Origin of the sequence: Chryseobacterium formosense, assembly GCF_900116415.1 — a bacterium.
Taxonomy (GTDB): domain Bacteria; phylum Bacteroidota; class Bacteroidia; order Flavobacteriales; family Weeksellaceae; genus Chryseobacterium; species Chryseobacterium formosense.
The window spans coordinates 1,149,460-1,171,780 of the sequence record NZ_FPAP01000001.1 but is presented as its reverse complement, the minus strand read 5'-3'; the positions used below and the strand labels follow the sequence as shown (position 1 = coordinate 1,171,780).

General features: G+C 33.3%; 12 protein-coding genes. 9 read left to right on the top strand and 3 right to left on the bottom strand.

Translation table 11 applies throughout. The annotated features are described in order from the left end of the window. The first annotated feature begins 8 nt into the window (after window positions 1-8). The 6 genes from BM371_RS05500 to BM371_RS05475 all read left to right on the top strand — a co-directional run bounded on the left by BM371_RS05500 (window position 9) and on the right by BM371_RS05475 (window position 12,966). Entirely contained in the window at window positions 9-1,310 is a 1,302-nt protein-coding gene (locus BM371_RS05500) for a RagB/SusD family nutrient uptake outer membrane protein (RefSeq protein WP_228376747.1), read from the top strand. Then, window positions 1,244-3,817 (top strand): alpha/beta hydrolase family protein, encoded by a 2,574-nt coding sequence (locus tag BM371_RS05495; protein WP_131430947.1) that lies wholly within the window; start codon window positions 1,244-1,246, stop codon window positions 3,815-3,817. Before BM371_RS05500 ends, BM371_RS05495 begins: the two co-directional genes overlap by 67 nt. A 252-nt stretch (window positions 3,818-4,069) precedes the next feature. Further along, a complete protein-coding gene (locus BM371_RS05490) occupies window positions 4,070-5,665 on the top strand; it encodes a T9SS type A sorting domain-containing protein (protein WP_034676649.1) in 1,596 nt (531 codons plus the stop codon). A gap of 106 nt (window positions 5,666-5,771) precedes the next feature. Further along, window positions 5,772-8,813: a hypothetical protein gene (locus BM371_RS05485; RefSeq protein WP_131430945.1), complete on the top strand. Its 3,042-nt coding sequence runs from the start codon at window positions 5,772-5,774 to the stop codon at window positions 8,811-8,813. Between the two features lie 9 nt (window positions 8,814-8,822). After that, window positions 8,823-12,347 (top strand): DUF6443 domain-containing protein, encoded by a 3,525-nt coding sequence (locus BM371_RS05480; protein WP_051882789.1) that lies wholly within the window; start codon window positions 8,823-8,825, stop codon window positions 12,345-12,347. Then, window positions 12,313-12,966 (top strand): hypothetical protein, encoded by a 654-nt coding sequence (locus BM371_RS05475; protein WP_131430943.1) that lies wholly within the window; start codon window positions 12,313-12,315, stop codon window positions 12,964-12,966. Before BM371_RS05480 ends, BM371_RS05475 begins: the two co-directional genes overlap by 35 nt. Before the next feature lie 737 nt (window positions 12,967-13,703). On the opposite strand, the gene BM371_RS05470 is transcribed toward BM371_RS05475, so the two are convergent. Next, window positions 13,704-14,042, bottom strand: a complete 339-nt coding sequence (locus BM371_RS05470; RefSeq protein ID WP_228376745.1) for a prevent-host-death protein — start codon at window positions 14,040-14,042, stop codon at window positions 13,704-13,706. Between the two features lie 295 nt (window positions 14,043-14,337). Continuing rightward, window positions 14,338-16,821 (bottom strand): hypothetical protein, encoded by a 2,484-nt coding sequence (locus BM371_RS05465; protein ID WP_034676643.1) that lies wholly within the window; start codon window positions 16,819-16,821, stop codon window positions 14,338-14,340. Window positions 16,822-17,053: 232 nt separating this feature from the next. Here BM371_RS05465 and BM371_RS05460 point away from each other — a divergent pair, with 232 nt between their 5' ends. The 3 genes from BM371_RS05460 to BM371_RS05450 all read left to right on the top strand — a co-directional run bounded on the left by BM371_RS05460 (window position 17,054) and on the right by BM371_RS05450 (window position 20,703). Continuing rightward, window positions 17,054-18,160, top strand: a complete 1,107-nt coding sequence (locus tag BM371_RS05460; RefSeq protein WP_081874551.1) for a S41 family peptidase — start codon at window positions 17,054-17,056, stop codon at window positions 18,158-18,160. 267 nt (window positions 18,161-18,427) lie between these two features. Beyond that, window positions 18,428-19,099, top strand: coding sequence for a hypothetical protein (locus BM371_RS05455; RefSeq protein ID WP_051882788.1), 672 nt, complete (start codon window positions 18,428-18,430; stop codon window positions 19,097-19,099). 200 nt (window positions 19,100-19,299) lie between these two features. Next, complete coding sequence (locus BM371_RS05450) at window positions 19,300-20,703, top strand: serine hydrolase (protein ID WP_034676641.1); 1,404 nt, start codon at window positions 19,300-19,302, stop codon at window positions 20,701-20,703. Between the two features lie 1,193 nt (window positions 20,704-21,896). Here the strand turns inward: BM371_RS05450 and BM371_RS05445 are convergent. After that, complete coding sequence (locus BM371_RS05445) at window positions 21,897-22,166, bottom strand: hypothetical protein (RefSeq protein WP_034676640.1); 270 nt, start codon at window positions 22,164-22,166, stop codon at window positions 21,897-21,899. Window positions 22,167-22,321: the final 155 nt, after the last annotated feature.

Genomic DNA, 22,321 nt, shown 5'->3' with positions numbered 1-22,321 from the left:
GTGAGAAGATGATTGAGACCGACCTTCCCCAGAATCAGATCGGTACGGAGAATGTGTTTAATGATGTGCAGACTGCTAATGCGGCATTGTCTGCGCTGTATGCAGGTCTTTGGGACAATTCCCCGGTGTCCGGGGATCAGTCGGGCAGGCTTTTGGGGATGTATACTGATGATTTAACGTATCATACGACCGCTACCAACAATGGTTTTCCCGAGATTTACAACAATACGCTGATTGATTCCAGTATTCCTGTAAACTCATTCTGGACGGCTGCGTATCAGAAGATTTATTATGCGAACAGTATTTTGGAAGGGGTTGAGCGTTCAACCGGAATTGCTGAAAAGGATAAGATTCGCATTAAGGCTGAAGCTTTAACCATCCGTTCGTTACTTTTCTTTTATTTGCAACAGGTCTTCGGGGATATCCCATATCCGGTAACCACGAATTATTCGCTTAATCAGACGATTTCCAAGACACCTTCCGATGAGGTGTTGGATCGTTTGGAAATGGATTTGTCGGAGGCTGTTTTAGCGCTGAATGATACCTACAGAAATGCGGAGCGCATTTTTGTAAATAAGAAAACGGCGGAACTGTTATTGGCAAAGGTTTTTATGCACCGTAAAAAGTATGGGCATGCGGAAGTGTTGCTGAAGAATATTCTGCAGAGTCCTCTGTATACTTTTCAGAATGATATCACCAAGGTATTCCATAAATCAGGCACCCATATTCTTTGGCAGTTGAAGCCGAAAAACTCAGGGGATGCCACGAAGGAAGCTTCGATCTATTATTTTGTGAATGCAGCACCGACTGCTTTTTCGCTGACGCCTTCTTTGATTGGAAGTTTTCCTGCGGGTGACCTGCGTAAACTGAATTGGATGGCTGCTGTGACGGTTGGCGGGAATACCTGGTACAGGGCTGAAAAATATAAGCTTCGTTCAGCGAATACTTTGGAATATTCTGTAGTGTTCAGATTGGAGGAAGTATATCTTCTTCTTGCTGAATCATTGACACAGCAGAACAACATTGCGGATGCTGTTCCTTTTGTGAACAAGACAAGACAGCGTGCTGGGCTTCCGGTTTTGAGTGCCGCAATTACCAAGGATGTACTGTTGACCGAAATACTGAATGAGAACAGGAGGGAGTTCTTTACTGAGATGGGACACCGTTTTCTAGATTTGAAGAGGAATGAGCAGCTCAACCAGCTAGTTTCTACTAAGCCTAACTGGAAAGAGTTTCATAAGCTGTGGCCGATTCCTCAGAAGGAACTGCTGCTGAATTCGAAGCTGAATCCTCAAAATACGGGATACTGATGAAAGGGAAGTGTGGACGGGTTTTGCTTATTGGAGTTTTGTTGTTTTGGGGTTTGTTCTCGGTCAATGCTCAGGATATGACAGATGAGGGGTTGAAAAAATGGGTCTCGCAGTTTTCGTCTTTACATCTCCTTACTACAAACGATGATGCATCCTATGCTGCGGTGACCAAATCATACATGGGAAATGTTGATACGGTGCTTGTGTTTTCGCACAATAGGAAAAATCCCGTTGATACTCTTGTAGGATATACGATTTCAAGGTCATTTGTGACGAATACCCATTTATTTGCTTCCGGTGTCGGTAAAGCAAGGCTTGTCAATGTGAAAACCGGAAAGAGATTGGATTACAGTTCTGTAAGAAATGCAGGTGTGATCAAAGGCAAAGGACAGTATTATGTTGTAGACCGTAAAAAAATGTTGACTGTATATGATTTGGAAGGAGATGTTTTGTATCGTGCTGATGCTGTTGATAAAGTAGTGGGTGATGAGCATAAAATGGTATTGGTGAGGAGCTCATCAGATGGAAGATCTTCGATTGTGGTTTGGGATGGGCAAAAGGGAGATATTATATATACCAGTGGTCTGAGCATTGACAAAATTGAACTGATGCCTTTGGGTAGGTATTTGAGTATAAGAGAAACGGAGGTGAAATCTGATACAAGATCAATAAAGATTCTTGATTGCCTTACGGGGATGTTGACTTCTCCTCAGGAGCTTCAGAACATTCCTGAGAGGGTGGTTAAGGTAACGGAGGTTGAAAATGGAAAATCTTTTTTAGTCACTGCAGAAACTCAGATTCCTGTTCCTGAAACTCCTATTGTTAAACTTTGGTATGGAACGGCTAAGGAACTTCGGTTTACCAAGAATGGAAAGACTAAGTATCGGTTTTGGTATCTGACGGACAGTTTTAAAAAGATCACAGAACTTCCTATGGACAGGTTTGAAGTTTTTACGCCGCTAAATAACAGCCGTTATTTATGGGCGTTTAGCAATAAGGAAGCATTTGATTATGTTCACGCTAATCCCCGGTATGATATGTTTCTCTATGATACCCAGTTGAAAACCTATACCTTGATTTATCCACAGGCAGCCGAAATATTCGGTTCTGCGGATGGAAGGTATGCAATGTCGTTTGACAGAAAGAAGAAAATCTGGAAATTGTTTGATCTTCAAGATCAGAAGATGACTGGTATCAAAGGCGCTGATCTTCGGAATCCTGTTTTTAGTTTGGATGGACGACAACTGTTTTTTAGTGGGAAGACTGATCTTTATTGTTTTGATCTGAAGACTGGTGTTTTGAAGTCTTTGGATATTTCAAAAGATGCTGAAGTGGTAGTGATGGATAAGCAAGTTGTCATGGGTTTTACTCATTTGGAAACCAAGTTCAATACGGTTACGGTAGACACCGCAAAGCCTTTAAGACTACAGCTTTACAATTCGGTGCAAAGTGTTACATCGGTTTTAGAGTGGAATGGGGATAAAGCAGTGGTTCTTATTCCTGAAACAGATAGACGAGTTAGAAAAGTTATTTTTGGTAGAAAAGGTAAAAATAAATCGGGGTTTAGCATAGAGGAAAATTTTAACCTTCCCGATGGCTTGTATTCCATATCGGGTTTTACCAAAAATAGAAAGTTGATTTATCAAACCAATCCTCAGGATAGTGTTGCTGCAAAGCTGAAAGTGGAAGTGGTGCATTATCGTAATTCTTCGGGTGTGCCGTTGAAGGGCATTTTGACTTATCCTGTAGATTATGACCCAAGCAGGGAGTATCCTATGGTTGTACGGGTTTATCAGCTGCAGTCGTCAGCTTCATCTCACTACATATCCGCCGATGTAGCGCAGGATGGATTCAGTAAAAGACTGTTGATTGAGAAGGGATATTTTGTCTTTCAGCCTGATATCGTATTTGACCATCGGGGAACAGGTGTTTCATCTCTGGATTGTGTGAATAAAGCATTGGATGCGTTGGAGGGTCACTCATCAATTGACTTTTCAAAGGTAGGTCTAATGGGGCATTCAATGGGAGGATACGAAACGAATTTTATAGCAACGCAATCGAAAAGATTTGCAGCGTACATTTCGGGCTCCTCCGTAGCAAATACGGTACAGGCATATTTTTCATACAACACGCTGTTTGAGGTTCCTGATTATGCAAGATATGAACACGGTCAGTTTGAGATGAATGTTCCGTATTCGGAAAACCGGGAACTGTATGATCGGAACAATCCGGTCAATTATGTTCAGAACGTTAATGCTCCGGTGCTTTTGTGGGCTGGTTGCAAAGATACGAATGTTGTTCCTGAGCAGACTGAAGCCTTTTATGTAGGTTTGTTGAGGAATAGAAAGCCAGTTGTTGCGTTGCATTATAGGGACCAGTCGCATAGTTTAGGTTTTATGACACCTGAGACTTTTGATCTGAATCGAAGAGTAATAGCGTGGTGGGACTATTTTCTAAAGGGTAGTGAAGATGTGGAGTGGATTAGGAAGGAGATGATTAGCTATTAAAATATAATGATTATGAGAGCGTTTTAAGACGTTCTTTTTTATTATAGCGCATAACTTTTGTAAAAAGGTGAAGCTTAATCACAAAAATTTTAAAAATTTAGATATAACTTTTTACAACACGTCAAGTTTTGTCGTTTGTGCGAATTACTTTTGTCACAATGATATGATAATTCTCATAATAATTTTCATACACCAAGTGATATATTACGTTAAAAAAAGTTAAATTCGCACGGTGTTAAATTAAACTAAATCATGAAAAAACTCTACATGAGTGCATTATTGCTAAGTAGTGCAATTGTATTTTCGCAGGAGGTGATATGGCAGAAAGATATTAAGTCCTCTACACAGGATTTTCTTTCACAAGTCACCACAACAGTCGATCAGCAATACCTTATAACAGGAAGCTCGATTCAATCAAAAAAAATCACTTCCGAAAACAAACAAAACAACGGCTACGATTTTCATCTTGTCAAACTCAGTCAGCAAGGCGAAGAAGTCTGGGAAAAATATTTCTCTGGACAAAATCATGACTTTTTATCAGCAACAGTAGCTACACAAGAAGGAGGATTTCTTTTAGCTGGAACTTCTTATTCGGGAAAAGGTTTAGATAAAAAAGATGCTTCAAAAGGAGGGTCTGATATCTGGCTCATCAGAATCAATGAATTCGGAGATGAACTGTGGCAAAAAACTTTAGGAACATCACAAGATGATGAAGCAAGATCTGTTATTCAGACTGCTGATTTTGGTTTTATGGTCGCAGGAAATGTTCAAAATGCTTCCAATGGTTTTGGTTCAAAAGATGTGTTAGTAACTAGACTTGATAAGGACGGAAAAATACTTTCAGAATTAGTTTTAGGCGGAAGAGGTTTGGATGAAGTAGAAAAGATGATTCCGACTGCTGATGGAGGTGCTTTATTAGGTATTTACTCCAGAAGCAGCATTTCCACAGGAAATAATACGGTAAAAAGCGAGAATATGGACAATTCTATATCAGCCCAATTTGTTTCGAAAAAGACAGAAAACTTTGGAGAAGGCGATTACTGGATCGTAAAACTGAGCAAGGATGGGAAAGTAGAATGGGATAAAAACTTCGGCGGTAAGGGTGATGATCATGTGAGAACAATGGTCTTTACTGCTTCCGGGTATATTATCGGAGGAGAATCGAGATCTGAGAAATCAGGAAATAAGACCGTAGGAATTGAAGAAGGAACAGATATCTGGTTAATCTCATTAAACACAAAAGGTGAAGAACAGTGGCAGAAATCGTACAACTTAAAAAACCGTGATATTCTGATGGGAATGAATGTAATTAACACAAGAGATGGAAAAAACTCTAAAGGAGTTTTGTTTGGAGGTTATACTCAGGCTGAAGGAAGAATTGAAGCTGATGATGAAACATTCTGGATGCTGTATATTGACAATAATGGAAACGAGCAATGGAGAAAACACGTAAAAGGAGAATCAAAAAAGAAAGAGGAAAGACTTTCTGACCTGAAAATGAATAAGGATGGTTCTATTATATTGGCAGGAACAAGTGCTGAAGAATTGGGAAAAGAAAACTGGAAGATTGTAAAGCTTGGAGACCAACAGATTGATCAGTTGATTGAAAAACAGGATATGAAGATTTACCCGAATCCGGTGAGTGATTACTGTTATGTGGAAATAGGTTTTGAATTTGAGGAAGCGGATATAACTTTGTATGATATGGGTGGCAGACAGCTACAATCACTAAAAACAAAGAATAAGGTAATAAAAATGAATACTCAGAATCTGATTCAGGGAGCATATCTGATTGTTGTAAAAACAGATACCGATCAGACGGCTAATGCTAAATTAATAAAAAAATAGAAAAATGAATAACATAAAGTTTTTTATACTCACACTAGTAATAGTTCCAATGTCGATCTGCATGGGGCAAACTGTTCCTACTATTAAATCGCCTCAAACGTACGACATGGAAAAATTTGGAAATATTCCGGTCAGTCTAAGTACGGGTAGCGTTTCTTATGACATTAATCTATTCAGTTATAATAATATTTACAATCAAGATGGGTTGAACATAGATCTCAGATATTTTGGAACAGGATTTATACCTTCAAAGAAATCAAATTATGTTGGTTTAGACTGGTCCTTAGCTGTTGGAGGCTCTATCAGTCGAGAGGTTAGAGGAACTCCTGACGATTTTTTTCCTGAATCACCACAGTCTTCCAATGTATTATATGGTTATTTGGAAGGTATCAGAAATTGTTATAAAAATAATCAGGATACTTATAATCAAAATTATAGTGGACTAAGTGGGGGGTATGGTAACATAGGTATGAAATGTGGTAATTATTCATATGATATAGAGCCTGACAAATTTAACTTTAACTTTATGGGGATGAGCGGTTATTTCTTCATTGGAAATGATCGAGAACCAATTATTGTTTCCGACAATCCAAATTTGTTGATTGATATTTCACAAATGTCTTCAAGACAGCCATTAAATTCTTTTAATAATGGGTCTAGATGTTTAACAAAACCAACAGTAATCAAAATAACTGATGGTAAAGGAATTAAATACTATTTCGGAGGAAATTATGAAAATTTAGAGGTATCATATCCTCTATATCCTGAACAAACTACACAAAATAGATTTACAATTACTGCTTGGAACCTTTTTAAAATAGAGTATCCAAATACTAATATAATTGAAATTAAATATAGAACAGCTGATATTTCTAACAGCGACCGAAATTTTTGTTTAGATAGAGATAATATTTCAATAATGACGCAAGAACCCTTCTTGTTAATGTTTGATCACCATCATGTTCTGAGGCAAAATATTTTAGCAGAAAACTCAAATTATAATACCAGCAGTGGAAACCTGCTTTATGATGGAACCATTTATTGGGGAAGTTCATCTTCTTATTCTAATTCATCAGTACAACACAGCTTTTCTGCAACAAAAAAAAGTTTTCCAATTGAGATATTATTAAATGGGAATACATTAGCATCTTTCTCATATGAGAGATTTGATAAGTATTCAAGCTATACAATACCATCACTAAAACTTACAGGAATTAATTTCTTTGATAATTTTCAAAAACAGTTAAAAAGTGTAGCTTTTGAATACTATCGATATAAGGATTATTTCTTTTTAGATAAAGTAAAACTATTTAGAAAAGAAAGGTTGTCATTTGACTACCTTCAGGAATATAAATTTGATTACTACAGTAAAAGTGAGTTGCCTGATGAGACAACGATAGGTATTGATCATTGGGGGTATTGGAACAATAGGGTAGCAGGAAAGCTAATTCCAAATTTTACTTTAGATAAAAACACAGATGCTTATAGCTTTACGGAAAATATTAGAGATGCTAACCCCAATTTATACGCTACGGCTCTTCTAAAATCAATAATTTATCCGACTAAAGGTAAATCTGAGTTCATCTATGAACCACATGATTACAGTGAAAAGATTGATCGAAATTACAATTCACAGTTTAAAAATGTTCTTGTGGAATCTCAGGGTATCGTGGGTGGAGGTAGACTAAATACTATTAATAATTATTCTAATGATGGTACTTTGATTGGCACTAAAGAGTACAAATACATAAGTAATTACAATCCCAATACAGCGACCACCAAATCCAGTGGAGTTCTTTCGAATTATTATAGAAATCTGATGTACCTAAGAATGCAGACTCCCTATAGCAATAGTGAAAGGCTTGAGGTATCTTCTGACAATTATATTGAAACAGCTTTTAATTCATTTCCTGTACTTTATTCAGAAGTGACGGAAAAAGAAAATAACAATGGATATACAAAACATTATTTTACTAATTACAGCAATTATCCGGATATTTCTATTTCAAAAGAAGTTGACAATAATCTGAGTGCTGTAAACGTAAATTATTTTCCTCTTAATATAGCAAATATTAATCTTCCGTATCATTCAAATGGATACAAAAGGGGGAAAGTTTATAGGCAAGAATATTATGATAATAATTTCTTAAAGATAAAATCTACAAATACTGAGTTTACAGATATAGCCGAAATAAAGCCAAATAATTTTGTAACATATGTAACTGACAGACTAAGAACAAAGTATTTTTTTAAATTATTCGGAGGATTATTTACACCTAAGAAAATAGAAAATACTGATTTCTTTGCAACTGGTGATTTAAAAACTAAAACAGAGTTTTTTTATGAAGGTAAAAATCATTTAAACTTAACTAAGAAAAAAATTACGGATCCAAATGCCGAAATTTACGAAACTGAATATCAATATGCTGATGATCTACGACATGGAAATTCGCCTAATAGTAACATGCCTCCTTATCAGTTTACTCCTATAATGGTTGTTAATAATATGCGAGACATTCCCCTTGTTACTTCAATCTATAAAAACTCTATTTTTCAAAAGAGAAACCAAGTTCTATATTTTCCAGATAATTCATCTGGCTTATTGCTTCCTAAAGAGCAATTATTTTATTCTGAAGATATGACACAAGTTGTGAATAATGGATTAGGACCTTCAATAGTACCTCAAGTTGCATATGGCTCAACCGAAGTTACTTACGACAAATATGATTCAAAAGGAAATCTTTTACAATACACGACCAAAAATGGAATTCCTGTAACCATAATTTGGGGTTATAATCAGACTCAGCCAATAGCAAAAATTGAAGGAGCATTTTATGATAATGTCAAAGACGATGTGCTGATATCAGCAGCTATAACAAAATCGAATGAGGATGGACAATACGGTTCAGTAAGTTACGAACAGGCTCTAATCGATGCTTTAGATAATTTAAGGAAGGGAACAGGTTTTACAGCTTTTCATATAACGACATACACTTATAATCCTATGGTTGGCGTTACAAGTATTACATCTCCTTTAGGAGCAAGAGAAGTATATCTCTACGATTATACTTTAAGATTGAAAGAAATAAGAGAAAATTCATCTACTGGAAAACTAATAAAAGAGTTTAAATACAATTATAAAAACTAAGACCTCATCATGAAAAAAATATTAATTCCAATCGTAACTTTATTCTTATCGGGTCTAGTTCGGGCACAGTTAAGCACAGCTGAAAATTATGTGTATACAAAAACATATCTTGATTATAATGGTGCTGCGGCTTCCAAAACTTCGGAGACAGTCAAATATTTCGACGGTTTGGGCAGGCCAAAACAAATCGTGAATGTCAAAGCCTCACCATTGCAAAGAGATGTGGTTATGCATATCGAATATGATGGATTTGGGAGGCAATCAAAAGATTATCTTCCGATACCGCAACCAAATACGATGAATGGTTCTATCATTTCTAATCCGCTATCCAATGCTACACAGCCTGGCATTTACGGATCAGAAAAGATCTACTCAGAAAAAATAATAGAGAATTCTCCATTGGACAGAATTCATCAGCAAATCCAAGTAGGTAACGACTGGACTAATAAGCCTGTGAAATTTGATTATAGTGCAAATTCTTCAAGTGATAAGGTTTATAAACTTTTGACGACCACAACATGGTCGAGTATAACCAATTCTATTCCTAAATCATCTGCCGAACTTTATTATACGGACAATAAAATTTATAAAAATATAGTGACTGATGAGGATGGAAATAAAACTATTGAATTTAAAAACGGACAAGGGCAAATCATATTGGTAAGAAAGGTATTGACTGCCACCGAGTATGCTGATACTTATTATATATATAATGAATATAATCATCTGGCATTTGTAATCCCTCCAAAAGCTGTTCGAGAGATGCAAGATAATGGCTTTGCTGATGGTGAAGAAATTCCGCAGACCGTTCTCGACAACCTTTGTTACCAGTACCGTTATGATAGGAGGAATCGTCTGGTTGAAAAAAAGCTTCCAGGAAAAGGTTGGGAGTATATGGTGTATGATAAGGCAGACCGCTTAATTATGACTCAAGATGCTAATCTTGCCCAGCAATCGAAATGGCTCATTACCAAATATGATAAATTTGGGAGAGTGATATATACTGGAATTATTTCCGGTGGCAGCAGGGAAAGTATGCAGGGTCAAGCGGGAGGGGTGATAATTGCAGAATCTAGAGATCCTTCGGGATTCACAAGAAACGGAATGCAGATTTATTATAGTAATGGCTATTTTATTGATATTGAAACCGTTCTGTCTGTTAATTATTATGATTCATATCTACCTGGCGATCCTTTTCCAACGATGGTGTATGACCAGGTTGTTCTGCCTTCAGACGTTCAGCAGTATGGCGTAAGCACAAAAGGTCAATTGGTCTCCAGTTTTGTAAAGAATATTGAAGATGATAATTGGACAAAAACATATTATTATTATGATTTAAAAGGCAGGCCGATTAGACAGTACTCTCAAAATCATCTGGGAGGATATACCAATGTTGAAAAACGTCTTGACTTTTCAGGAAATTCAAATATCATTCTGACACAGCATAAAAGACTTTTAACAGATACAGAAAGAGTAATCACAGAAAATTTCACTTACGATCACCAAAACAGGTTATTAACACATACCCATCAGGTTGACGGAAATCCAGTCGAGTATTTAGCTCAAAACGAATACAATGAGCTATCACAGCTGAAAAGTAAGAAAGTAGGCGGAGCAAATGTTGGGAGCGGACTTCAGACAGTAGATTATGAATATAATATCCGAGGCTGGATGACGAGGATTAATAATCCGAATAGCTTGAGTAACGGTGATCTTTTTGGATATGAGATCAAATACAACAATCCTGTTTATACTAATTTGACAAATGGCAAATTCAATGGTAATATTGCCGAGATCGATTGGAAAAGTTCTTTTGATAATGTATTGAAAAGGTATGACTACACTTATGATGGATTAGACAGGCTAAAAAAAGGGATGTACGCAGAACCCGATGTTGCAAATCCACAAAATGGTAATTTTGACGAGTACTTATCCTATGATTTGAATGGAAATATAAGCAATTTGCAGAGAAAGGCGGTGCCGGTTTCGGGGCTTACCTCTACTGTCATCGATAATCTCGGCTATGAATATACAGGTAACAGGCTTAACCGTATTGTGGAAAATGCAATGAACGATACAGGTTATGAAGGCGGAAATAATATTATTACTTACGACCTTAATGGCAATATGACCAATATGTTGGATAAGGGGATTGAAAACGTTCGGTACAATTACCAAAATTTACCTGAAAACTTTCAGTTTATGCCTGTTTCAAACTTCGGGATACCAAACTATATAAATCTAAGTTATCTCTACCGCTCAGACGGCACCAAATTGCGAAAGATTTATTCAACAAGGTTAGAAGGAAGAAATATGCCAACCAATAATACAATTACCGATTATTTGGATGGTTTTCATTATAACTATTATGAAAGTGTCTCTTGTATAACGTGCCGTACAGAAGTTGCATATGAAGAACAGGCATTTCAAAAAGATATTATTATAGGCCCTGGCATACCTCCAAAACCTCCAGTCTGGACGCTGGATTTTGTAATCACAGCAGAAGGTTTTTATAGTTACACGGAAAATCGGTATATTTATCAATATGAGGATCACTTAGGTAATTCTAGAATAAGTTACGCAAAGAAACTTGACGGTTCTTTGGAAATTACAGACAAAAATGATTACTATCCTTTCGGATTAAATCATATTGGTGGTAGCAAATCTTATGTGGGAGGATACATGAACTATAAGTACAACGGCAAAGAACTCCAAGAGACGGGAATGTACGACTATGGCGCGAGATTTTATATGCCGGATGTTGCAAGGTTTGGAACTATAGATCCTAGAAGTCAATACACACACGAAGCTTACAGTTACGTTTGGAATAATCCAATTTTCTATAACGATCCAACAGGTATGACTGGAGAAGGATTTGCACATTGTCCTACCTGTCCAAAAACAGCAGAATTCAAGCCATACATTGATGATAAAGAGAATGTGTATGTTTATAATTCAGAGACAAACACTGCTTCTTTAAAAGTAACACCAATTCAAGAAGTTACTCTTACTGGATCAAAGGCATTACAAACCAATATGGCAGGGCTTTCTTTCACGCATCAGGCTTTTATTCCAGCAATACCCGCTGCATATGCCTTTCTTGAAGCATTATTCTACACCGTAGCTACTTATGCGGCTTGGGACATAGCAGATAAAACAGCTGATGCTATTAAAAATAGAGACATATATGATGAAGCCAATGAAGAAACAACTCCTAAAACATTTGAAATATTTCCAAATGTTGAGCAGGAAATAGATATTAATGGTGTACCTATTCCAGTAGATGATAGTGGATACAAAAAGCCTAGCAGTGTCTTCGAATTTTCGAAAGTAGCAAGAGGTAATCAACGTGATACAGGATTAATAGGATGGTCTGACGAAGATATTGCTACAGAATTGGCTGGACTAAAAGGTAATTTGTCAAAAGAACAAAAAGCTTTAAAGCAAAGATTGACTAAAGAACAGAAAGCACGTACAACACGAAATAAACAGAAAAAAAGTGGAGAAAAGGGCACAGGCACAGGCAGAAGATAGCAATATAAAAATTTATTTTGAAAATAGATTTTTGAGCAAACGAATAGAATTTTTAGAAGACTATGATTTCGAAAGTGATAAAACTAACTACATTTATTTTAAAAATTTTATTCTAAATTTTGAATTGACAAATAATGATTGGTATAATTCATTAATTATAGAACTAGCAGATAGACTAGAAATTGTAGATAATGTGTTGTATGATAGATATTTAGAGTATCTGTCCCACAGAAGACACTATCTTTTTAAACTTTCTATTCTGGACTATTTCATTAATAATCATTCTTTTTATTACAAAATATATAAAGCAGATGATTTTAAATCAATATACGATATGAAAAGTACCAAATATATTGTTAAAAATCAGATTATTGTTAATAATTTATTCTTCATTCAACAAGATAGAGATGCTCAAATCGAGGAATTGTTAATTAACATGGAAAAGACTACTGATTACAGAAGTCATATTAGAGTTATAAACTATATAATGAATTTTGAATTAGATAATTTTATAGATATTAAAAAGCTGAGAGATTTGATCACAATTACGTTAAGTAAAAAATTTGGAAGAGCTGTTGATTTAAAACTTATTGAATTTAAAGATTATCTGCAAATCTAACTTTTACTGTCATTCGAAATTGTAATTCGTTTTTATAAACAGTCCGTCTCACAACTGGTGAGAACGGACTTTTTACATATTTACAGAATAATAGTTGCTCACCTTATTTTTTGTGGATATTAAATCAATATTTTTAAACTGTAAATAATTTAGGTTTAATCTTTACTCAATTAAGTGGAATCGTATCACTAGTTATTCCAATCATACAATTTTGTCTGCAAATAAATATCACAGATTATTCAGACAACAAATCTATTCCAAACCATTCTCGACAAATTGGAGTAAGTAAAAGACTTATTTTATTTCTGAAATCGAGTTGAAAAAGAATTTATACTGTATTAAAAAGTGTATTGAAACTCTAAATTCGATTACCAGACCGCACGCTCACACATTTTAAAGATTACATTAAAGATGAACAAATAGGAATATTCTACAGGTTCAACCAATTTAATCTGATGTCTGCTTTAAAAGAGGTTAAATCACTAAAGTACAGAAAATAGATAAAGACTTTTTTTATTAAGCATTCTACTATACCTATCTACACCTCCTGTACAGAATAAAACCTTAAAAATATGGGCAAAATCATAGCCTCAGAGTGGGCACAAACTATTATAAAACTATCGAGAAGCCTTTCTTAGTCTAATCTGCATACTACCAACTTTAAAATTTTAAGAAGAAAAAGTGGTCATCTATTATTCATTAATTCTTAATTTTTAGCTAATCTATTTTGTAGTTTGCTAAAAATAACTCAGCAAAAAATGTACATAATCCTCATCGGCATCTCTTCTCTTTATTAATTTGTTTTTGTATTGATATGAATTAAGAATTTTGATAAGTTCATTATAGTTTTTAAAATCAATTCCTTTTAAAATAACGCGGTTGTTTCCACCAATGGTTTCAATAAGATTATTATCTATGGTTCTAACTTTAAAAATGGTTCTCCATAAAACAGGGTTGTTTTTCATGTTACCCCTGTAATGATCAATAATGTTTATTTTAAATGAATCGAAAATAATATTATTGAAAACAACCTTTGATTCCTTGGATTGCGTATTGAGTTCTAGTGTGTAATTCATGAAAGTAGCTAAAAAAAATCCTCCGCTAAAAAGATTGGAGGATTATTATTTCAATTAAATATAGTGATGAGCTGATGGATAAAAAGCATTTATTTATTCTTTACAAGTATTATGCCTAGAATACAAATTGTGGTATATTTTAATTAAAAAAGCTGAAACCATTAAACTGTGTAATTTGTTCGCTTGAATAAATTAGAAATATTTTAAGACGGTGGTCGGGGGAATCACCGAGTTTATCATGATTCTTGTAATGGTTTAAGGTATACATATATTTTTTAGTGCAATTTGCAGTATTTTAAATCACATATTTCTTGAGACCTTCCATAATCCCCTGCCAAAGCATATTGAAAAAACTTCTTTCTGGCTCTCTCTTTTTCTCTATAAGCACGTGATCAGGTTCTCCGGTAGATTCATTCTTGACAAACCAGTTTGCAATGGTTGTTAACAGTTTTCTTTCTTTTCCTTTTTTGTTGAGAAAATTAACGTACATGTCGTTATATTTAAAATAGAACTTTCCTGCTATACCTTCTGAATTTCCGTAATAATCAAACTTCAAATAATCGATCTGCCCATCAAGCGTCACATTAAGATAAGGCCTTACAAAAAGGTTCACATTTTCTGCAGAAAGTTTTTGGATATTCCCTTTGATAGCAAATTTGTCTGAGAGATCTTTAACATCAAAATTCCAGGTAACACTGGTTTTTGCATTACCAAAAAAGTCAAATTCTGCATCCGTTGTAATTGTTGTGGGACGACCAGTAATTTTCGCATTGTTAGCATTTTTTATGGTAGCATTAAAACTATTAAATGTTATTTTTCCGGGTATATTGCTATTCTCTGCATTTTCTTCATACGTAAGTTCAGAATTTTTTATTGTAATTTTTTTAATAAATAATGGAAGGCTCATATTTCGTAGTTTCCTGCTGAACATATAGCGTACCGCATTATCATCGGGTGGAGCTAGGTCATGATATATATTGCAGCTTAGCCCGTCAATTGAGATATTGTCAAGATCAATTGATTTTCTACCCGAAAGTGATGATTGAAAATCTTTGATGGATATTTTTCTCACCTTAATGGTGTAAAGATCTGTTTCTTTATCAATAATTTTACTGAAAACCTGCCTTGAATATTTTGGAATATATTGGAGATTGGAGATCTCTGTATCTTTTGCTGAACTGGCGATTTCCTTAATCTTCAGATTATAATATTTACCTGCATCAAAATGTATGTTGTTAGCATTTACAGAATAATCATCAATCTTAAAAGGTATGTCATTTCTTGCTAATTTCTCATTGGACTGGATTTTTTTGATATCAATATTAAGTTTTCCGACAGCCATTTTTTCTTTGGATTGATTTGACTGCCTAATGATCCCATCCCGCACTTTTAGATATCCAACCAATGCTGTAAATTCAGGAATTTTATTTTGAGTTTTTTTCGAAGGTTCTTTCTTAACAGCTGAATAAATATGAATCAGCGGTCGTTCAATTTCAATTCCTCCCAGGTTAAGCTGTAATTTTTGGCCTAAAAACTTGCTTTGGTTATTGACAATTTTAAGCTGTTTTGTGGAAATATGTAGTACATCTTTTATGTTGCTTTTTGCCAACGGAACCATTTGGAAATCATTAACAACAATATCTGAGTTCTTGGATGAGATCTTGGCGATTTTGAAAGCCTGTAAAGCATCAGCTTTGAAGTAAATATTTTCTGCCTCAATATCGTGATTGCTGAAACGGAAAGGAATTTTTTCTTTTACCGTATTTTTATCAAAAACGATATTATTTAATTTGAAGTTGAAATTTTCTACAGATGCAGTTTTTTCATTATTAGGTTGAAAAACCAAAATTCTTCCTTTCTCGAAGAAAATATTCTTCATGCCAATTTTTAATTCAACCTCTTTTTTGGAGGTATTTTCCTGCACTGTGTTCTTTCCTGTAGACATTACCTTTAAATTGGGTTTCTGAAATGCTACATCTGATACGATCAGTGAGTCTTGGCTCACCATAAAATCTTTAGCTGTAAATTTTTCAGCAGCAAAATCAAAAACATTTTTAGAGTTATAAAGTGCCGGGTCTAAAAGAGGTTTCAGATGAAAGGATGTTATTGCAAGATTTTTATTATCAGTACTAATTTGACCTGCACTGATTTCATAAAACTTATTAACTCCTACTGTTACGTTAGAAGCATCAATATTGATTTTTGAAAAAGCAATGGGGACCTTTGCTTTATTTTTACTCTGCTTGATATCATTCATTAATATATTGATACGTTTTCCTTTAAGGAGGGGTTTTCCTGAAAAATCAGATACATCGGCGGTCAGGTTTTTTACTGAGATATTATTAATATAAAAGTCAACATTACCAGATTCTTTTTTATCTTTTTGAGTCTTAGCGCCTGTTTTTATTTTAATATCCGAATCAGTCACAATGATTTTATCTGCGCGATAGGTTTTTGAAAACATTGCCTTTAAGATTCCAATATCAGATACGATAATTCTTTTTGCGAAACCATTGATCTGAGCTATTGAATTATCATTTGTTTTTTTAGTTGAGATATTCAAGTTGGTAACCGATACGTTTCCACGCCACAAACTTAGACTGAAATTGTCAATCTTAACATTGTATGGAGTTTTCTCGTTAATGATATCAGGAAGTTTTTTTTGAAGATAGTATTCCAATGCAACCGGAAAACATACAGCAATTGTAATTATTGCAACTGTAATTGAAATAAGCCATTTACGTCTGCTATTTCTTTTTGGGGTAGATTTATTTTTCATGGATAAGCTTCTACTATCGACATCTACAAATCATATTCCAAGATGTGGAAGTTATTACATGAAACGATTATTTTTTGATTGACTAAGATCGGATAGTTGTAATGTGAAGAATTACTGTATTAGTAGTAATAATTGTTGTAATTTATTCCACGAAATATATAATTTAACAACTCTCGTTGTAGCAGTATGTAAAAAGTTATTGCATTATATTTTAGAAGCCAAAAAGAAACCCATGATAAAACTAATATCTATCTCAAGTATTTTTATATTACTGACATTAAATTTAATGGCGCAGAGCTGTGACTGTTTAGAAAATTTTAATTATACCGTGAGCAAGGTAAGTAAAAACTATGCGGGTTATAATGACAAAGTCAATCTGAATAAGAAGAGTGCGTTTACTCAGTTTACTAATAACCTTTTATCAAAATCAAAAAAGACAACTGATATTGACTCCTGTTATGTTTTATTAAGAACTTGGACAAACTATTTTAAGGACCATCATCTGAAAGTGCAACTTGATTGGCGCTACAGAGAAAAATACCCTGAAAAGTTAAGCCAGCTCAGTAAACAGTTTCCTAAATTTAAAAATCTTCCTCCTCCGGCTAAAGATAGCTTAGCAAAAGAAACAAGTTTAAAACAATTAAGTGATAAAACCTTATTAATAACATTACCTTCTTTTGAGTGGGAGGAAAAGAAAAAAATAGATAGGATCATTAAAAAAAATCAGGTATTATTAGAAAAGTTTCCACACTGGATTATCGATTTGAGGGGGAATATGGGAGGGAATGATTTAACATATGGTCCGTTTATACCTTATCTGTATACAAATTCGATCGGAATATTTCCTTCAGAATATTGGGCTAGTGAAGACAATATTAAAATCTATGAGCAGCAGCTTGAAGATCAAAGTGTGAGCGAAGAATCTAAAAAATATATTGCAGAAATTGTCACACTTATGAAAAGGAACATAGGTAGTTTTATTAATCCGGTAGGCAAGGATACAATGTATGTAAAATTAGATTCTATATTTGAATATCCTAAAAAAGTGGCTTTTCTAATTGATCGCAATACAGCAAGTTCAGCAGAATCTCTTTTATTAACAGCTAAGCAGAGTAAGAAGGTTACTGTATTTGGCGAAAATTCTTATGGAATATTAGATTATGCCAATTCACAATATTTCGATATTTTGTGTGCAGAATATAATTTAGTTATCCCCATATCAAGATCAACGAGACTTCCTCGCAATCCGATTGATAACATAGGAATAGAACCTGACATATTGATTGATAATAGCGAGAAACAGAAAATTAATTTAATCAGATTGCAGCTGGAAAAATGATATTGTTCGCAATACACTATGACTGTTAATGAATTTTCCGATTACAACATATACGCCTGTCATACTCCGACATCTTTTTGCGTTTAAATGTTGTGAGGCAAAATATGCAAATATTTACATTTTTTACTGTTCTGTTTTCTTAGGTTTGTTTTGATCTAAAAAACGATCAAAATAATTTGGTTAATTGTATAAATAGACTAACGAAAGTAATAAATTAGCTTGACGTAATTTTGGAAGTTATTTTTAGCTTTCCTCAAACAATAGACCATGAAAGAATTAATTGAATTAACGAATACAGAAAACTTTTTATCACAAGGTTTCATATATTTAAAACAATTAAATTTTGATGCGGAAAAGTCAATAATTGAGCTAAGAATAACTCTTATTGATGAATCAGAAAAAGAAAGTCATTGGATTATTGCCGCAGAAAATATTCTTAGTTTTAAAAATTTGCACTTTGGAAATTTAATGCCTTTTTTAAAAATAAACATTTATGATAATCATCCTCTAATTCTGATTATTCAAGGATCAGAATTTGGATGTGAGGTACATGGAATTCCAAATAATAAATTTGAATTTATTGGTAAGTTTCATCAAATGTTAGAAAATGAAGTTGGTTTTTGGAAAAACATTCAAGATTTCTTTTGGAACACCCAAAATTTATTTACTCAGAGAGAAATTCCTGAAAAGTGGAGAGGTGTTGTGAATAATGCAGAACGTATCGAATATTTAAATCTACCAAAAATTCTTTTTGAACCGTTTAAAAAACTATGTGAAGAAGAAAATCTGACATTAGAAATTAAAAGTGAGATTTTGAATGAAGAAAAAAATATGAAAATACTAATATTTGGCAATGAAGTTGTAAGTCCAGATAATTTTAATTTAAACCAACCATATATAATTGCAGAAAATTTTAATGCAGAAAAACTAAGCTTCTAATTAGCCTGATATCGTTCTGGAAAATGACTTTGGTCGTCATTATAAAAAACCATACAAGAGTTTAAAACTATTGAAAATAGACATTGTAAATTTACTATAAACTTGCCAACAGTCTCAAAAAAGAATAGAAACAAATTTTAATTCACTATTATTAAAATTGGCTAAAGTTTAAAATTAATAGACTTAAAAACAAAAATCTAATGAAAAAAATATTTGCACTACTTTTCACCATCCTGATAAGCAATCAAATTTTTGCTCAGACTGAAAACTACAGAGCTAAGATTGATCAATTTCAGACTAAATATAATGCCGGAAAATATGATGAAATTTTCAACAGTTTTTCGAGAGAAATGAAACAGGCATTACCTCTTGAAAGCACAAAAGAATTTTTGAATAATTTAAAATTGCAAGCTGGTAAAATTGAGAGTAAAGAATTTATCAAATACGAACAGGAAACTTATGCAAGTTATAAAACCAAATTTGAAAAGGCAGTTTTGTCAGTCAATATTTCACTAGATGAGAATAGTCAAATCGACGGACTTTTTGTAAAACCGTATAAAGGATCTGCTACATCAGAAGTGAAGAATACTGTAAATATTTTAAGTATATATCCACAAAAAATTGCACAGATTGTTTATTCAAAGGCGAAAGATTTTCCAAATAGCACCCAAGTATCTATAGCCGTCATCAAAGACGGAAAAACAAATTACTACGGAATTGTAAAAGAAAATGATTCTATAAAACCAATTGAAAATCAAAGCAAGGTCTTTGAAATAGGTTCGATTACTAAAGTTTTTACATCCACAGTTTTGGCTTCTTTGGTAGAAGATAAAAAAATCAATTTGTCTGATCATATCAATAAGTACTATCATCTTATATTCAAAGACAACATCAATATCAGTTTTGAAAGTTTAGCAAATCATACTTCTGGACTACCTCGTTTACCCGAGAATTTAGATTTATCCAATGAATCTAATCCCTATCAAAATTATGGCAGGAAAAAACTTGAAGATTATCTTCGAAATTCATTGACGCTTAAGAATAAGCCTTCAACATCTTATGATTATTCAAATTTGGGAGCAGGTTTATTAGGATATACTTTAGGTTTATCTCAAAAAACAAGTATTCAGGAGTTGTTAAAGAAAAAAATTTTTGATAAATATAAAATGACGAATTCTTTTACCAATTCGCAAAATTTGGGAGAAAAATTGGTAAAAGGCTTAGATATCAATGGAAAAATAATCCCAAATTGGGATTTTGACGTTTTGTTTGGCGGCGGCGGAATCTTATCAACAACAGAAGATTTAGCGAAATTTGCAGCAGCACAGTTTGATCCTAAAAACAAAGAACTTGCATTAACAAGAACACCTACTTTTGATATCAGTGAAAAAATGAAAATCGGTTTAGGGTGGCATGTTTTAAAATCAGAAAATGGTCAAAATTTATTTTGGCATAATGGTGGAGCAGCCGGATATTCATCTTCGATCACTATGAATACTGACAACAAAACAGCAGTAATTATCTTATCAAATGTTTCTGCATTTAATCCTATAGAAAATATTGATCCGTTGTGTTTTGAATTGATGCAGGAATTAAAAAAATAAGATAGCTAACTATTATTCAATACATCAGTTAAATGATTTTTGATAGAAATATTATGAGTATTAAAATTATTATTGTTTAATATACACTACAACTTTTCTATATTTAAAGCATATGATCTTACAGACGATGTTTTCTTATGTTAATATGTTATTCACTGATCTGAATCAAGATTACAAAAAAAAGTAAGAAGGCAATCGTAAATTTGTTTTGAAAAAAAAGTAGATATCATAAATAATAATTGATCTAGGAAAAAGCAGTTTCTAGGTTAAGTAATCTTATTTGGCACAAAGATTGTGATTACCTCCGGAATCAAATCACATATATTGCAAAACAAAAAATCTCACATCTAAATAGATGGGAGATTTTTGTTTGAGACAAATCGAGTTTTCATTGAAACAAAGCACCTGCTCGTTTTAAAATTAATCCACTAATTTTTCAGGTATAGGCAATTTTGCATTTTTTTTTGCTTTATAATTATGGTACATAGTTTGATATAATTATTTCGACTCAAATATAAATTAAATTGTTATTAAAGACCTTCCTCTATCAATCCGGAAGGTCCTTTTTGTATTATCATATAATGTAGAGCTCAGTTAATACCTTGATTTAAATCATAAAAAGCCTTAATTTTTTAGTATCTATTTGACAATGCTTTTCAAATGTATATATTGAAGCATGGTGTTAAGGGATTATTTTGATTCCTTTTTTTTAGTGATTTTGTACAGAAAACTTAAACCAAGATCACGGTATAATATTGACCTTCGCATTTGCAGTGAAGGTTTTTTTGGCATACTAATTGAATTTAAAAATTAACTTATTTTTGAAAAACACCTTAAAGATCTTCCTCTATCTATATGGGAAGATCTTTTTTATTGCGATGACTCTGACGCATATAAATTTTTATTTTGAAGAATATATAAATTTGTACGAATGACTACAAGAATTCTGAAATTAATATAGAACATCTCACAAATCTTCTCATGGTTTACTTTGTGCTATGGAATATGATAATACCGAGGAATTGAAAAGATTGATACAGGAAATAGAGTTGATCTTCGACCAGTTATATAGTACAAATTTCGATGAAAGTGAGAAGGAAGAAGAAATATTAACCTATTATAAATGCAGGAAAAAACACTAACTCATCGTGATGAACAACCTACATAAGAGAATTCTTTGTCTGCGGCTTTATCTAATCTTTTTTATAATTGGTGTGAGACAATTCAGCCTTCTTACATAAATGAGTAAAGTATGATTTCTTGTCTGTATTTGGATCTGTAAATATTTCGCTTTCCATCTTAATATTAAGAATCCACAAATCCGATTTTTTCATCTCCTTGTAAAAAGGACTGAATAAGCACTTTACTTCGAAGTGTTGTTTTTTTTCATCGCCTTCAAATTCAACAATAATTGTTTTATCCGGAATTTTAACTTCTTCTACAATTTTAGCTTTTAATTTCATATCAGGTATAATTCTTCAGATATTAAAATTAGCATTTTTTGTTTTGTGAAATCATTTGTCGTCGTTTAATTTATAAAATGCTAATCGAGAGATTAGAGAGATATCTTTTTACAACTACAGTCAAATATCCATACACCTTTTGTTACGATGACCTG

Excerpts from the sequence above, each read along its gene's own strand:
- BM371_RS05500 (WP_228376747.1), top strand. The coding sequence starts at position 9 with ATGATTGAGACCGACCTTCCCCAGAATCAGATCGGTACGGAGAATGTG.
- BM371_RS05490 (WP_034676649.1), top strand. The coding sequence starts at position 4,070 with ATGAAAAAACTCTACATGAGTGCATTATTGCTAAGTAGTGCAATTGTA.
- BM371_RS05485 (WP_131430945.1), top strand. The coding sequence starts at position 5,772 with ATGGAAAAATTTGGAAATATTCCGGTCAGTCTAAGTACGGGTAGCGTT.
- BM371_RS05480 (WP_051882789.1), top strand. The coding sequence starts at position 8,823 with ATGAAAAAAATATTAATTCCAATCGTAACTTTATTCTTATCGGGTCTA.
- BM371_RS05470 (WP_228376745.1), bottom strand. The coding sequence starts at position 14,042 with ATGAATTACACACTAGAACTCAATACGCAATCCAAGGAATCAAAGGTT.
- BM371_RS05465 (WP_034676643.1), bottom strand. The coding sequence starts at position 16,821 with ATGAAAAATAAATCTACCCCAAAAAGAAATAGCAGACGTAAATGGCTT.
- BM371_RS05460 (WP_081874551.1), top strand. The coding sequence starts at position 17,054 with ATGATAAAACTAATATCTATCTCAAGTATTTTTATATTACTGACATTA.
- BM371_RS05455 (WP_051882788.1), top strand. The coding sequence starts at position 18,428 with ATGAAAGAATTAATTGAATTAACGAATACAGAAAACTTTTTATCACAA.
- BM371_RS05450 (WP_034676641.1), top strand. The coding sequence starts at position 19,300 with ATGAAAAAAATATTTGCACTACTTTTCACCATCCTGATAAGCAATCAA.
- BM371_RS05445 (WP_034676640.1), bottom strand. The coding sequence starts at position 22,166 with ATGAAATTAAAAGCTAAAATTGTAGAAGAAGTTAAAATTCCGGATAAA.